General features: G+C 60.8%; 12 protein-coding genes. All 12 read right to left on the reverse strand.

Annotated elements, in window-relative coordinates:
- Positions 1-89 precede the first annotated feature (89 nt).
- The 12 genes from eno to LQ215_RS19465 all read right to left on the reverse strand — a co-directional run bounded on the left by eno (position 90) and on the right by LQ215_RS19465 (position 15,373).
- Entirely contained in the window at positions 90-1,379 is a 1,290-nt protein-coding gene (gene eno, locus LQ215_RS19410) for a phosphopyruvate hydratase (protein ID WP_028237207.1), read from the reverse strand.
- 252 nt (positions 1,380-1,631) lie between these two features.
- Positions 1,632-2,477 (reverse strand): 3-deoxy-8-phosphooctulonate synthase, encoded by an 846-nt coding sequence (gene kdsA / locus LQ215_RS19415; RefSeq protein ID WP_230152139.1) that lies wholly within the window; start codon positions 2,475-2,477, stop codon positions 1,632-1,634.
- 4 nt (positions 2,478-2,481) lie between these two features.
- The gene (locus LQ215_RS19420; protein ID WP_003198266.1) at positions 2,482-4,113 is read right to left on the reverse strand and encodes a CTP synthase; all 1,632 of its coding nucleotides are present in this window, start codon (positions 4,111-4,113) and stop codon (positions 2,482-2,484) included.
- A 274-nt stretch (positions 4,114-4,387) separates the two neighbouring features.
- Positions 4,388-5,716, reverse strand: a complete 1,329-nt coding sequence (tilS, locus tag LQ215_RS19425; RefSeq protein WP_230152140.1) for a tRNA lysidine(34) synthetase TilS — start codon at positions 5,714-5,716, stop codon at positions 4,388-4,390.
- Positions 5,717-5,850: 134 nt separating this feature from the next.
- Positions 5,851-6,798 (reverse strand): acetyl-CoA carboxylase carboxyltransferase subunit alpha, encoded by a 948-nt coding sequence (locus LQ215_RS19430; protein ID WP_230152141.1) that lies wholly within the window; start codon positions 6,796-6,798, stop codon positions 5,851-5,853.
- 149 nt (positions 6,799-6,947) lie between these two features.
- Positions 6,948-10,469 (reverse strand): DNA polymerase III subunit alpha, encoded by a 3,522-nt coding sequence (gene dnaE / locus LQ215_RS19435; RefSeq protein ID WP_230152142.1) that lies wholly within the window; start codon positions 10,467-10,469, stop codon positions 6,948-6,950.
- Between the two features lie 233 nt (positions 10,470-10,702).
- On the reverse strand, positions 10,703-11,362 hold the full coding sequence (gene rnhB, locus LQ215_RS19440; protein ID WP_230152143.1) for a ribonuclease HII: 660 nt from the start codon (positions 11,360-11,362) through the stop codon (positions 10,703-10,705).
- The gene (lpxB, locus tag LQ215_RS19445) at positions 11,359-12,489 is read right to left on the reverse strand and encodes a lipid-A-disaccharide synthase (RefSeq protein ID WP_230152144.1); all 1,131 of its coding nucleotides are present in this window, start codon (positions 12,487-12,489) and stop codon (positions 11,359-11,361) included. The genes rnhB and lpxB overlap by 4 nt, the downstream gene beginning before the upstream one ends.
- 2 nt (positions 12,490-12,491) lie before the next feature.
- On the reverse strand, positions 12,492-13,268 hold the full coding sequence (gene lpxA, locus LQ215_RS19450; protein WP_003198252.1) for an acyl-ACP--UDP-N-acetylglucosamine O-acyltransferase: 777 nt from the start codon (positions 13,266-13,268) through the stop codon (positions 12,492-12,494).
- Positions 13,265-13,705, reverse strand: coding sequence for a 3-hydroxyacyl-ACP dehydratase FabZ (gene fabZ / locus LQ215_RS19455; RefSeq protein WP_003184897.1), 441 nt, complete (start codon positions 13,703-13,705; stop codon positions 13,265-13,267). Before fabZ ends, lpxA begins: the two co-directional genes overlap by 4 nt.
- A gap of 105 nt (positions 13,706-13,810) precedes the next feature.
- Positions 13,811-14,866: a UDP-3-O-(3-hydroxymyristoyl)glucosamine N-acyltransferase gene (gene lpxD / locus LQ215_RS19460; RefSeq protein ID WP_230152146.1), complete on the reverse strand. Its 1,056-nt coding sequence runs from the start codon at positions 14,864-14,866 to the stop codon at positions 13,811-13,813.
- Between the two features lie 3 nt (positions 14,867-14,869).
- Complete coding sequence (locus tag LQ215_RS19465) at positions 14,870-15,373, reverse strand: OmpH family outer membrane protein (RefSeq protein WP_003184901.1); 504 nt, start codon at positions 15,371-15,373, stop codon at positions 14,870-14,872.
- Positions 15,374-15,385 lie beyond the last annotated feature (12 nt).

The following is a 15,385-nucleotide window of genomic DNA, read 5'->3' on the forward strand; positions in this document are numbered from 1 at the left end:
TTGTGCTTGATAAGGCATCAGATTAGAGGCAAAACCGCCGCCATGGCGACCTTTTCGACACAATCCGCTGTCTTTTTACCATTTACTGCTTAACCGCGAAACTCGGCGCGACCGTTGTACTTGGCCTTGCCGTTCAACTGCTCTTCGATACGCAGCAGTTGGTTGTACTTGGAAACGCGGTCGGAACGGCACAGCGAGCCGGTCTTGATCTGGCCTGCCGCAGTGCCCACGGCCAGGTCGGCAATGGTCGAGTCTTCGGTTTCACCGGAGCGGTGGGAGATCACGGCGGTGTAGCCGGCAGCCTTGGCCATCTGGATGGCTTCCAGGGTTTCGGTCAGGGTGCCGATCTGGTTGAACTTGATCAGGATCGAGTTGGCGATCTTCTTGTCGATGCCTTCTTTCAGGATCTTGGTGTTGGTCACGAACAGGTCGTCACCCACCAGTTGGGTTTTCTCGCCAATCTTGTCGGTGAGGATTTTCCAGCCAGCCCAGTCGGACTCGTCCAGGCCGTCTTCGATGGAGATGATCGGATAGCGTTCGGTCAGGCCCTTGAGGTAGTCGGCGAAACCTTCGGCGGTGAACACCTGGCCTTCGCCGGACAGGTTGTACTTGCCGTCTTCGTAGAATTCACTGGCGGCGCAGTCCAAGGCCAGGGTCACGTCGGTGCCCAGCTTGTAGCCAGCGTTGGCCACGGCTTCGGAGATCACTTTCAGCGCGTCTTCGTTGGACGCCAGGTTCGGTGCGAAACCGCCTTCGTCGCCAACCGCGGTGCTCAGGCCACGGGCTTTGAGCACAGCCTTGAGGTGATGGAAAATCTCGGTGCCCATGCGCAGGCCTTCGGAGAAGGTCTTGGCGCCAACCGGCTGCACCATGAATTCCTGGATGTCGACGTTGTTATCGGCATGCTCGCCGCCGTTGATGATGTTCATCATTGGCACCGGCATCGAGTAGACACCCGGGGTACCGTTGAGGTTGGCGATGTGGGCGTACAGCGGCAGGTCCTGGTCCTGGGCAGCGGCCTTGGCAGCGGCCAGGGACACGGCGAGGATCGCGTTGGCGCCCAGGGTGGCTTTGTTTTCGGTACCGTCGAGCTTGATCATCGCGTGATCGAGGGCTTTCTGGTCGGCAGGATCCTTGCCCAGCAACAGGTCGCGGATCGGACCGTTGATGTTGGCGACGGCTTTGAGCACGCCCTTGCCCAGGTAACGGCTCTTGTCGCCATCACGCAGCTCCAGCGCTTCGCGCGAGCCAGTGGAAGCACCGGACGGCGCGCAGGCGCTGCCGATGATACCGTTGTCGAGAAGCACGTCCGCTTCAACAGTGGGGTTGCCACGGGAGTCGAGAACTTCACGACCTTTGATGTCGACGATTTTTGCCATTGTTGTAAACACTCCAAAGTTGACTAGAACGTTGCAGAAAACTTGCTCACTCTCAGCTGCGACTCAGCCAAAAGAGACCGAATGGGAGCGCTTCGCACTCCAGCGGGAGCAAGCTCCCTCGCCACAAGAGCACGGCTTGTCGGCGATGGGGCCCTCAAGGACGCCATCGCTGGCAAGCCATGCTCCCACAAGAGCAGTGCGGCCAGCGGGCCAGAGCGATAATCGAGCGGTACTTTACCGGAGAAAACCGCGTTACGCGGTTTCTATCGTCGGAAAACTCTTGACCAGCTCGTCCAACGCCTTGAGCTGAGACAGGAAAGGTTCCAGCTTGTTCAAGCGCAAGGCACAAGGGCCGTCGCACTTGGCATTGTCCGGATCCGGGTGGGCTTCAAGGAACAGGCCAGCCAGGGATTGGCTGATGCCAGCCTTGGCCAGGTCGGTCACCTGGGCGCGACGACCGCCGGCGGAGTCGGAGCGACCGCCCGGCATCTGCAGGGCGTGCGTCACATCGAAGAACACCGGGTATTGGAACTGCTTCATGATGCCGAAGCCGAGCATGTCGACTACCAGGTTGTTGTAGCCGAAGCTCGAACCGCGCTCGCAGAGGATCAACTGGTCATTCCCAGCCTCTTCGCATTTGCTCAGGATGTGTTTCATTTCCTGGGGCGCGAGGAACTGGGCTTTCTTGATATTGATCACCGCGCCGGTCTTGGCCATCGCGACCACCAGGTCGGTCTGGCGCGACAGGAAGGCCGGCAACTGGATGATGTCGCAGACTTCGGCGACGACTGCAGCCTGGGCCGGCTCGTGGACGTCGGTGATGATCGGCACGCCAAAGGCTTGCTTGATGTCCTGGAAGATCCGCATGCCTTCTTCCAGGCCCGGGCCACGGTAGGACGTCACGGAGGAGCGGTTGGCCTTGTCGAAACTGGCCTTGAACACGTAAGGGATCCCCAGTTTCTGGGTGACCTTCACGTACTCTTCGCAGACCTGCATCGCCATGTCACGGCTTTCCAGCACGTTCATGCCGCCAAACAGCACCATGGGCTTGTCGTTGGCAATCTCGATGTCGCCGACACGAATGATCTTCTGGGCCATCGTCTTATGCCTTTTTCTGGTGTTGAGCCAAAGCGGCCTTCACGAAACCGCTGAACAACGGATGACCGTCCCGTGGCGTCGAGGTGAACTCGGGGTGGAATTGGCAGGCGACGAACCATGGATGATCCGGGGCCTCGACCACTTCCACCAGCGCGCCGTCACCGGAACGACCGGAGATTTTCAGGCCGGCTTCGATCAACTGCGGCAGCAGGTTGTTGTTCACTTCGTAGCGATGACGGTGACGCTCGACGATCACATCCTTGGCGTAGCAATCGTGGACCTTGGAGCCGGCTTCCAGCAGGCATTCCTGGGCACCGAGACGCATGGTGCCACCCAGGTCCGAACTTTCGGTACGCACTTCCACAGCACCGGTGGCATCTTCCCACTCGGTGATCAGGCCCACGACCGGATGGCCGCTGGCGCGATCGAACTCGGTGGAGTTGGCGTCTTTCCAGCCCAGCACGTTACGGGCGAACTCGATGACCGCCACTTGCATGCCCAGGCAGATACCCAGGTAAGGCACTTTGTTTTCGCGAGCGTATTGCACGGCAGTGATCTTGCCTTCCACGCCCCGCAGGCCGAAGCCGCCCGGCACGAGGATCGCATCGGCGCCTTCGAGAAGGCCGGTGCCCTGGTTCTCGATGTCTTCGGAATCGATGTAGCGCAGGTTGACCTTGGTACGGTTGCTGATGCCGGCGTGACTCATCGCCTCGATCAGCGACTTGTAGGCGTCCAGCAGTTCCATGTACTTGCCGACCATGGCGATGGTGACTTCGTGCTCCGGGTTGAGCTTGGCATCGACCACGGCTTCCCACTCGGACAGGTCGGCACTGGCGCATTGCAGGCCGAAACGCTCGACGACGAAATCGTCCAGGCCCTGGGAGTGCAGGATGCCCGGGATCTTGTAGATGGTGTCGGCGTCTTCCAGGCCGATGACCGCACGCTCTTCAACGTTGGTGAACTGGGCGATCTTGCGACGCGACGAGATGTCGATCGGGTGATCGGAGCGGCAGATCAGCACGTCTGGCTGCAGGCCGATGGAGCGCAGTTCCTTGACCGAGTGCTGGGTGGGCTTGGTCTTGGTTTCGCCGGCGGTGGCGATGTACGGCACCAGTGTCAGGTGCATCAGCATCGCGCGCTTGGCGCCGATTTCGAAACGCAACTGGCGGATGGCCTCGAGGAACGGCTGGGACTCGATGTCGCCCACGGTGCCGCCGATTTCGACCATCGCCACGTCGGCATCGCCAGCACCCTTGATGATGCGGCGCTTGATCTCGTCGGTGATGTGCGGGATGACCTGGATGGTCGCGCCCAGGTAGTCACCACGACGCTCCTTGCGCAGCACGTGTTCGTAGACACGGCCGGTGGTGAAGTTGTTGTTCTGGGTCATGGTCGTGCGGATGAACCGCTCGTAGTGGCCCAGGTCCAGGTCGGTCTCGGCGCCGTCGTGGGTGACGAACACTTCACCGTGCTGGAACGGGCTCATGGTGCCCGGGTCAACGTTGATGTACGGGTCCAGCTTGAGCATGGTGACCTTAAGTCCCCGCGCCTCCAGGATGGCCGCCAATGAAGCCGAGGCAATGCCTTTCCCCAATGAAGAAACAACACCGCCCGTGACGAATATGTAGCGCGTCATGAAAAACCCTAGAAGTCTGCGTTAAAGCGGTCCGAGCCGCCGGGGAAAGCGAAGGAAGGCCGAAGCCCCCGATCACCTGCATTAATCACAGTGCACCTTTCAAAAAAACCGCCGCGTTGGGACAGACCGGAAGTGAAATCACCGGTACGTTGCTCGCTACACATTTTTTGGAATCGCCCAGCAAAGACTGCTTGGTAATCGGCAACTCCTGCAATTCAGGCGAATCCACAGAAGTTGTATCAAGAAGGGAGCGTAGTCTACCGGAAAGCCCCTTTCAGCTCAAACCCAGATCTTGGCTTCCTGGCGTCCAGATCAATTGCCAACTGCCATCAGCCGGAGCATCGAGCCCGGCCAGGTTGGCCACCGCCAGCAATTGCTCGCCCTGAAAGAGCAGCGGCAATCGGCCGCGAACGAACGCCGGCACGGCCTTTTCATTGAGCAAACGCTTGAGGTCACGGTGACCACGCCCCGCTAACGCCATCACCTCGCCGCCTTGACGATAGCGCACGCTCAGCGGCCCCGCAGGTGGCGTGCCGCTGAGCACCGCTCGACCATTGCCCGGCAAGCGCAGCGCAACCGTCGGATCGGCCCAGTCGACGGTGCCTGGCAGCGAACATAGCCAGTGGTCGGATAACCACCAGACCCGCCCGGCGGCCCGGTGCAACTCGCCGCCGGCCAGGCGCCAGATTGGCCGGGCATCGTCGGCGGCATCGCGCAGCGAGTCCCAGCCAGCCCAGTGATCGCTGTCGGGCAGCAGGGTCATCGGTGCCAGCCAGTGACTCAAGGCGTTGCGCTGACGGGCCGGCGACAACGCCCGCAAAGGCGTCAGCGCCAGGGATGGCAGCCCAAGCCAGTCGAACACGCCCGGGGTGGCGGCCTGGGCCAGGTCGATTCGCGCCAAATCGTCCAGCAAACCCTGGGCTTCACCCATGTGCGCAGCGCTGCGCGCCAGGGTCGTCGAAGCTTGCGGCCATTGCTCGGCCAGCACTGGAAAGACCCGCTGGCGCAGGTAATTGCGCGCATACCGATGGTCGTCGTTGGAGGGATCTTCGATCCAGCTCAAGCCGTGCTGCCTCGCATAGGCTTCCAGCTCCACCCGCGGCACATCGAGCAAGGGCCGCAGCAAATGCCCTTGGCCCAACGAACGCTGCGGCGGCATCGCCGCCAAGCCCTTCACCCCTGCCCCGCGCAATAAACGAAACAGCAGGGTTTCGGCCTGGTCATCGCGGTGCTGGGCAGTGAGCAGCACTTCATTGCTGTGGATCGCCGCTACAAAGGCCGCGTAACGCGCTTCCCGCGCGGCGCGCTCGACACTGGCGCCAGGGCGCACTTGCACAGTCACCACCGCCAGCGGCACGCCCAGGGCCGCGCAGACCGAACGACAATGATCCGGCCACGTCTCAGCTACAGCCTGGAGGCCATGATGCACATGGATCGCGCTCAATGCGGGCAAGGGTTGGCGTTGCGAAAGGGTTACGAGCAGGTGCAGCAGGACGGTGGAGTCGAGGCCGCCAGAGAAGGCGATGCGCCAGGTGGCGGCGTTGCGCCAGGGGAGCATGTGTTTGAGGAGCCGGGTTGGCAGATCAATCGTGGGCTGATTCATCGCAACTGCCTTCACACAAATCAAATGTGGGAGCGAGCTTGCTCGCGATAGCGGTGTATCAGTCAACTTATCTGTTGAATGTTAACCCGTCATCGCGAGCAAGCTCGCTCCCACACAGGGGTACAGCGCTTGAATCAGAGGCCGTAGCTCATCAACCGCTCGTAGCGACGAGCCAGCAGCGCTTCGTTGTCGAACTTCTTGAGCATCGACAATTGCGAGCTGAGCTCGGCACGAATCAGCGCCGCAGCAGCAGCCGGGTCGCGGTGAGCGCCGCCGACTGGCTCGTTGATCACTTTATCGACGATGCCCAGGCCTTTGAGGCGCTCGGCGGTAATGCCCATGGCCTCGGCGGCATCCGGCGCCTTCTCGGCGGTTTTCCACAGGATCGAGGCGCAGCCTTCCGGCGAGATCACCGCATAGGTGGAATATTGCAGCATGTTCAACTGGTCGCAGACACCGATGGCCAGTGCACCGCCGGAACCACCTTCGCCAATTACAGTGGCGATGATCGGGGTTTTCAGGCGTGCCATGACACGCAGGTTCCAGGCAATCGCTTCGCTCTGGTTGCGCTCTTCGGCGTCGATGCCCGGGTAGGCGCCCGGCGTGTCGATGAAGGTCAGGATCGGCATCTTGAAGCGCTCGGCCATTTCCATCAGGCGGCAGGCCTTGCGGTAGCCTTCCGGACGCGGCATGCCGAAGTTGCGGCGCACCTTCTCGCGCACTTCGCGGCCTTTCTGATGGCCGATAACCATCACCGGCTGCTCGTCCAGGCGGGCGACACCGCCGACGATCGCGGCGTCGTCGGAGAAGTGACGGTCACCGTGCAGCTCATCGAACTCGGTGAAGATGTGGTCGATGTAGTCCAGGGTGTAGGGACGACGGGGATGACGCGCCAGGCGGGCGATCTGCCAGCTGGTCAGCTTGCCGAAGATGTCTTCGGTCAGCGTGCGGCTCTTGTCCTGCAGACGAGAGATTTCATCGCCGATATTCAGCGAATTGTCATTACCGACCAAGCGCAACTCTTCGATCTTGGCTTGCAGGTCGGCGATCGGCTGTTCGAAATCTAGAAAATTCGGGTTCATAGGCGTCCGTCTTGGGTCGACGTCCAAGAGAGCTTGGGCCGGCCGGTTGTCTATTCGCGCCTACCTTAAGGGAGAGGCGCGTTCAGGTCGAGATTAAAAATTCGGGTCGAGATCAGGGGCATTCCGGTTTCAAGAATGGCCCCTGGCCGTCAACGGTATTGGAGGAAGACGTTGTCTTTGCCGAACTGGTCACGCAAGGCTTGAATCAACGCATCCGCCGGATCGATTCGCCAGCCTTCGCCGAACTGCAACACAGCCTTGGCGTCAGGGCGTACGTACTCCATGGTGATCGGGCAGGCACCGCGATGGCGCTTGAACAATTCGCCCAACCAGCGTAGCTGATCGCCCTTGAGGTCCTGGGTCTGCAACTTCAGGCGCAGGCTTTCGGCCAGGTTGGTACGGGCATCCTCCATGCTCATCACTCGCTTGACCCGCAGGCGCAGGCCACCGGAAAAGTCATCGTTGCTGACCTCGCCTTCCACCACCACCATCGCATCGGTCTGCAACAGCGACTGCGCCGAGTGGAACGCATCGGCGAACAATGAGGCCTCGATGCGCCCGGAGCGGTCGTCGAGGGTGATGAAACCCATCTTGTCGCCCTTTTTGTTCTTCATCACCCGCAGGGCGATGATCATGCCAGCGACGGTTTGCGTATCGCGCGCCGGCTTGAGGTCGATGATGCGCTGACGGGCGAAGCGGCGGATCTCGCCTTCGTATTCGTCGATCGGGTGACCGGTGAGGTACAGGCCCAAGGTGTCTTTCTCACCCTTGAGGCGTTCCTTGAGGGTCAGCTCCTTGGCCTTGCGATGGTTGCCGTAGACATCGGCGTCTTCTTCGACGAACAGCCCGCCGAACAGGTCGGCGTGGCCGCTGTCATGGGTACGGGCGGTCTGTTCGGCGGCCTTGATCGCCTCCTCCATCGCCGCCAGCAACACCGCGCGGTTGCGGTCGATGTTGGCCTGGTAGGCCTTGGGCTCATCCTGGAAGTAAGGGCCCAAGCGGTCCAACGCGCCACTGCGGATCAAACCGTCAAGGGTGCGCTTGTTGATACGCTTGAGGTCAACCCGCGCGCAGAAATCGAACAGGTCCTTGAACGGCCCGTCCTGGCGCGCTTCGGTGATGGCCTCCACCGGCCCCTCGCCCACGCCCTTGATCGCGCCCAGGCCGTAAATGATGCGGCCTTCGTCGTTCACCGTGAACTTGAACTCCGAAGCGTTCACGTCCGGTGCGTCGAGGCGCAGCTTCATGGTCCGCACTTCTTCGATCAAGGTCACGACCTTGTCGGTGTTGTGCATATCCGCCGACAGTACCGCGGCCATGAACGGCGCCGGGTAGTGTGCCTTCAGCCACGCGGTCTGGTACGACACCAGGCCATAGGCGGCGGAGTGGGATTTGTTGAAGCCGTAGCCGGCGAATTTTTCCACCAGGTCGAAAATGTTACCGGCCAGGTCCGGGTCGATGCCGTTGGTCGCGCAACCCTCAATGAAACCGCCGCGTTGCTTGGCCATTTCCTCGGGCTTTTTCTTACCCATCGCTCGACGCAGCATGTCCGCGCCACCGAGGGTATAACCGGCCATGACCTGGGCAATCTGCATCACCTGTTCCTGATACAGGATGATGCCGTAGGTCGGTGCCAGCACCGGTTTCAAGCCTTCGTACTGATAATCCGAGTGCGGGTATGCCAGCTCGGCGCGGCCGTGCTTACGGTTGATGAAGTCATCCACCATGCCCGATTGCAAAGGGCCTGGGCGGAACAAGGCCACCAGTGCGATCAGGTCTTCCAGGCAGTCGGGCTTGAGCTTTTTGATCAGCTCCTTCATGCCCCGGGATTCAAGCTGGAACACCGCCGTGGTTTCGGCTTTTTGCAGCAGGCTGTAGGTCGGCTTGTCATCCAGCGGGATGAAGGCAATGTCCAGCGGCTCTTCGCCGACCTTGGCCCGGTCACGGTTGATGGTTTTCAGCGCCCAGTCGATGATCGTCAGGGTGCGCAGGCCGAGGAAGTCGAACTTCACCAGGCCCGCCGCCTCGACGTCATCCTTGTCGAACTGGGTCACCAGGCCGTCGCCCTCTTCATCGCAATAGATCGGCGAGAAGTCAGTCAGTTTGGTCGGCGCGATCACCACGCCCCCGGCGTGCTTGCCGACGTTACGCACCACGCCTTCGAGCTTGCGGGCCATCTCCCAGATTTCCGCGGCCTCTTCGTCGACCTTGATGAAGTCCCGCAGGATTTCTTCCTGCTCGTAGGCCTTCTCCAGGGTCATGCCGACTTCGAACGGAATCATCTTCGACAGACGATCCGCCAAGCCGTAGGACTTGCCCTGCACCCGCGCCACGTCACGCACCACCGCCTTGGCGGCCATGGAACCGAAGGTGATGATCTGGCTCACCGCGTTGCGACCGTACTTCTCGGCCACGTAGTCGATCACCCGGTCGCGACCGTCCATGCAGAAGTCGACGTCGAAGTCGGGCATGGAGACCCGTTCCGGGTTGAGGAAACGTTCGAACAGCAGGTCGTATTCCAGCGGGTCGAGGTCGGTGATCTTCTGCACATAGGCCACCAGCGACCCGGCACCCGATCCACGGCCAGGGCCCACCGGCACGCCGTTGTTCTTGGCCCACTGGATAAAGTCCATCACGATCAGGAAGTAACCGGGAAAGCCCATCTGGATGATGATATCCAGCTCGAAATTCAACCGATCGACATAGACCTGGCGCTTGGCTTCGTAATCTTCGGTGGTGTCCTTGGGCAGCAGGACGCTGAGGCGATCCTCCAGGCCATCAAAAGACACCTTGCGAAAATATTCGTCGATGGTCATGCCATCGGGGATCGGGAAGTTGGGCAGGAAGTGCTTGCCCAGCTTCACTTCGATGTTGCAGCGCTTGGCGATCTCGACCGTGTTTTCCAGCGCCTCGGGCAGGTCGCTGAACAACTCGGCCATTTCCTCGGCGCTCTTGAGGTATTGCTGGTTGCTGTAGTTCTTCGACCGCCGCGGATCGTCGAGGGCACGGCCCTCACCGATGCAGACGCGGGTCTCGTGGGCTTCGAAATCTTCCTGCTTGATAAAACGCACATCGTTGGTCGCCACCAGCGGCGCGCCGATCTTGTCGGCCAGGGCGACGGCGGCGTGCAGGTGCTCTTCGTCATTGGGACGGTTGGTGCGCTGCACTTCGATGTAGAAGCGATCCGGGAACACCGCCATCCAGTCGCGGGCCAGCGTCTCGGCTTCTTCAGGGTTGCCGCTGAGCAGGGCCAGGCCGATTTCACCTTCCTTGGCCGCCGACAGCATGATCAGCCCTTCGCTGGCCTCGGCTACCCACTCGCGCTCGATGATGATCGAGCCGTTGCGCTGGCCGTCGATAAAACCACGGGAGATCAGCTCGGTGAGGTTGCGATAACCCAGGGCGTTCATCACCAACAGGCTGATACGGCTCAGCGGGGCGTCCGGGTCCTTGTTCGACAGCCATAGGTCGGCGCCACAGATCGGCTTGATCCCGGCGCCCATGGCGGCCTTGTAGAACTTGACCAGCGAACACATGTTGTTCTGGTCGGTGACCGCCACGGCAGGCATGTTCATGCCCACCAGGGTCTTGACCAGGGGCTTGATCCGCACCAGACCGTCGACCAGGGAGTATTCAGTGTGCAGGCGTAGATGAACGAATGAAGCCGGCATAGTGATCCTGCGTTAAGTCATGAAAACAACAAGGCCCGGATTGTACCGGGCCTTGGGTAAAACATCAGCCATGAGCACCCTGCCAAGCGAATGTGCACATTACTTTTGTGGCGAGGGGATTTATCCCCGCTGGGCTGCGAAGCAGCCCCAAAGCCCATCAGGCATCGAGTTGTCAGCTAAAGGGCCGCTTCGCGCCCCAGCGGGGATAAATCCCCTCGCCACAAAAGCCGACATCAAGAAACCGTAATCTGATTATTCACAATCAAGCCATCACGAGCTTCATAAGCCAGCCGCACCGGGGCGAACGAACGCCGATGAATCGGCGTTGGCCCAAGGCGCGCCAGGGCTTCGAGATGAACGGGAGTCGGGTAGCCCTTGTGGCTGCCGATGCCGTAGCCTGGGTAGATCAACTCGAAAGCGCTCATTTCCCGGTCACGGCTGACCTTTGCCAGGATCGAGGCTGCCGCGATGGCCGGCACCTTGCCGTCGCCCTGGATCACCGCTTCGGCGCGCATAGACAGTTTCGGGCAGCGATTGCCATCGATCATCGCCAGTTTCGGCGTGATGTGCAGGCCCTGCACGGCACGCTGCATGGCAAGCATGGTGGCGTGCAGGATATTGAGTTCATCGATTTCTTCGACTTCGGCCCGGGCGATGCACCAGCTCAGGGCTTTCTCGCAGATCTCGTCGTAGAGCTTTTCGCGACGGGCTTCAGTGAGTTTCTTCGAATCGTTGAGGCCCAGGATCGGCCGGTTCGGGTCGAGAATCACCGCCGCCGTCACAACCGCGCCGCACAACGGGCCACGCCCCACTTCATCGACACCGGCCACCAGTTCTTCCACTTCGGCGACCAGGTTGAAATCCAGGCCCATCTGTAGCTTTGGGTTGCTCATGGTTTTGCGCCAATCAGGGTCAGTACCGCGTCCGCGGCCTGGTTGGAAGCATCACGACGCAAGGTACGATGGATTTCATCAAAGCCCCGGGTCTGTTCCTCGCCGCCGTCGATCAAGGGCGACAGCGTGGTGGCCAGCGCCTCGGCGGTCGCCTCGTCCTGCAACAGCTCCGGCACCAACAAGCGTTGGGCCAACAGGTTCGGCAAGGACACGTAGGGACTCTTGACCATGCGCTTGAGAATCCAGAACGTCAGCGGCGCCAGGCGATAGGCGACCACCATCGGGCGTTTATACAACAGTGCCTCAAGGGTAGCAGTGCCGGAGGCAATCAACACCGCATCGCAGGCCGCCAATGCTTCATGGGAACGACCGTCAAGCAGCGTTATAGGCAAATCGCGGCCGACCAGCAGCGCTTCCAACTGGGCGCGACGCTGCGCACTGGCACACGGCAGGACAAAACGTACACCGGGGCGCAGCGCCCGAAGGCGTTCGGCAGCATCAAAAAACAGGCCACCCAGGCGACTCACTTCGCCACCTCGGCTACCGGGCATCAAGGCCACCAACGGCCCCTCGGGCAAGCCCAATGCCTGGCGGGCCGCGTCGCGGTCGGCTTCCAGGGGAATGGTATCGGCCAGAGTGTGCCCGACAAACCGCACCGGCACGCCCTTCTCTTCGTAGAACCGGGCTTCGAACGGCAGCAGCGTCAGCATCAGGTCGCAACCCTCGCGAATCTTGAGCACCCGCTTCTGCCGCCAGGCCCAGACCGACGGGCTGACGTAATGCACGGTCTTGATACCGGCCTGACGTAACTTGAGTTCGATATTGAGGGTGAAATCCGGCGCATCGATGCCGATGAACACATCCGGTTTTTCGTTAATCAGGGTCTGGATCAGCTTCTTGCGCCGGGCCAGCAGCTCGCGCAGGCGCCCGAGCACTTCCACCAGGCCCATCACCGACAGGCGTTCCATCGGGAAATAGGACACCAGACCCTCGGCCTCCATCAACGGCCCGCCAACACCGATGAATTCGACAGCGGGATGTTGCACCTTGAGCGCGCGCATCAAACCGGCGCCCAGAATGTCACCGGAAGCCTCTCCCGCCACCAGTGCAATACGCAAATTAGCCATGGTCAGCGAGTGATGCCGCGGGTCGAAGACTGGATGGAGTCACGGAAGATCGCGACTTCCGGGTGTTGCGCCGAAGCCTCGGCCAATTCGGCGAGTGCTTGCTCGACCGTCAGGCCCTGGCGATACACGACCTTATAGGCGCGACGCAGCGCCGTAATCGCCTCTTCGCTGAAACCACGACGGCGCATGCCTTCGAAGTTCATGCTGCGGGCTTCGGCCGGGTTGCCGAACACCGTGACATAGGCCGGGACGTCCTTGCCGATGGCAGTGCCCATGCCAGAGAAGCTGTGGGCGCCGATATGGCAATACTGGTGCACCAGGGTGAACCCGGACAGGATCGCCCAATCGTCCACGTGCACATGGCCGGCCAGCGCGGTGTTGTTGACCAGGATGCAATGGTTGCCAATCACGCTGTCATGGCCGATGTGCGCGTAGGCCATGATCAGGTTGTGGTCGCCCAAGGTCGTTTCGGAACGATCCTGAACGGTGCCACGGTGAATCGTCACGCCTTCGCGGATCACGTTGTGATCGCCAATGACCAGACGGGTTTCTTCACCTTTGTACTTGAGATCGGGCGTGTCCTCGCCTACCGAAGAAAACTGGTAAATGCGATTGTGCCGACCAATCCGGGTCGGTCCCTTGAGAATTACGTGGGGACCGATCACCGTACCCTCGCCGATTTCCACACCTGCGCCGACAATCGACCACGGGCCGACCTCGACATCGGCGGCCAAAACGGCCGTCGGATCGATGATTGCGCGAGGGTCAATCAAACTCATAGTTTGCGTTCCGCACAGATGATTTCAGCGGAGCAGACTGGCTTGCCGTCGACCGAAGCCTGGCATTCGAATTTCCAGATCTGGCGCTTGCAACTGATGAACTTGGCTTCGAGGATCAACTGATCGCCCGGAGTGACCGGCTGGCGGAAACGCAGCTTGTCGGAACCGACGAAGTAATAGAGCGTGCCGTCGGCAGGTTTTACGTCGAGCATTTTGAAACCAAGGATCCCGGCAGCCTGAGCCATCGCTTCGATGATCAATACGCCCGGCATGATTGGATGCGCGGGGAAGTGACCATTGAAGAACGGCTCGTTGATGCTGACATTCTTGTAGGCACGAATGCGCTTGCCTTCAACGTCCAGGTCCACCACCCGATCCACCAGCAGGAACGGGTAACGGTGAGGCAGGTATTCGCGAATCTCGTTGATGTCCATCATTTCGGGGGGAAGCCTATGTAAAGATTGGAAGCGCACGAGTGACGCGCACTCCGCTAGCAAATCAAGAAGCCCTAACGGCTGTGCACACTTGATATGGAAATGGTATCAGCCATCTGATGAAGCATTACCGCCAGGGGTCACGTCCCCTACACGCTTTTCCACCTGCTTGAGGCGCCGCGCGATGTCGTCGAGCTGGCGGATACGCGCCGCGCTCTTGCGCCATTCGGCTGCCGGCTGCATGGCCGTACCGGAAGAATAGGCACCTGGCTCGGTAATCGAGTGGGTCACCATGGTCATCCCGGTCAGGAACACGTTGTCACAGATATCGATATGGCCCACCAGCCCCACGCCACCGGCGAGCATGCAGTGCTTGCCGATCTTGGTGCTGCCGGAGATGCCCACGCAGGCGGCCATGGCGGTGTGGTCACCGACCTGGACGTTGTGGGCGATCTGGATCTGGTTGTCGAGCTTGACGCCATTGCCGATGACCGTGTCGGCCAGGGCACCGCGGTCGATCGCGGTGTTGACGCCAATCTCCACGTCATCACCAATGGTGACGCCGCCGATCTGGGCAATTTTCTGCCAGATGCCCTTCTCGTTGGCAAAACCGAACCCTTCGCCGCCCAGCACCGCGCCGGACTGAATCACGACCCGCTTGCCGATGCGCACATCGTGATACAGGGTGACCCGTGGTGCCAGCCAACCGCCTTCACCGATCTCGCTGCGCGCGCCAATGACACAATGGGCACCCAACGTGACGCCAGCTCCGATTCGGGCCGCGCTTTCGATGACCACGAACGGGCCGACACTGGCCGTGGGGTCAACCACGGCATCCGCCGCGATCACTGCGCTGGGATGGATACCGGCAGCCGCTTTCGGCTTGGGGTCGAACAGATGGGAAATGCGGGCATACGCCAGGTACGGATCGGGCACGATCAGGGCATCGCCGGCAAACCCATCGCCATCCGCGGCCTTGAGCAACAGCGCGGCCGCCCGGCTGTCGGCCAGGTACTTGCGGTACTGAGGATTTGCCAGAAAGCTCAACTGAGCTGGGCCAGCCTCTTGCAAAGTGGCTAGCCCAGTAATTGCCTTCTCCGGGTCGCCACGCAGGGTGGCGCCGAGGAACTCGGCCAACTGGCCGAGCTTGATAGTCGCTGTCATGGATTACTTCAGCTGATTCATGCGCTCGATCACTTGGCGCGTGATGTCGTATTGAGGCTTGACATCGATCACTGCGCCACGCTCGAACACCAGGTCAAAACCACCTTTCTTGATGACTTCTTCCACAGCGCTGTCGAGTTTAGGCTTGAGTTGCTTGAGCATTTCGCGGTCGGCAACAGCTTTCGCTTCGTTCAGCTCCTTGGACTGGAACTGGAAGTCACGGGCCTTTTGCTTGAATTCAAGCTCCAGACGCTCGCGTTCACCCTGGGCCATCTTGTCGCCACCGGCCACCAGACGATCCTGAATGCCCTTGGCGCTGCTTTCCAGGCCCTTGAGCTTGGTCAGTTGCGGGCCGAATTTCTTCTCCGCATCCACGGCGTACTTTTTCGCCGCGTCGGATTCCAGCAGGGCCATCTGATAATTCAGCACGGCGATCTTCATGTCGGCAAAAGCCGGACCGGCGACCAGTACGGTCGCCAGGAGAACCAATTGAGTCAACTTACGCACGATGTACTCCTA

Source organism: Pseudomonas brassicacearum (assembly GCF_918698105.1).
Classification (GTDB): Bacteria; Pseudomonadota; Gammaproteobacteria; order Pseudomonadales; family Pseudomonadaceae; genus Aquipseudomonas; species Aquipseudomonas brassicacearum_F.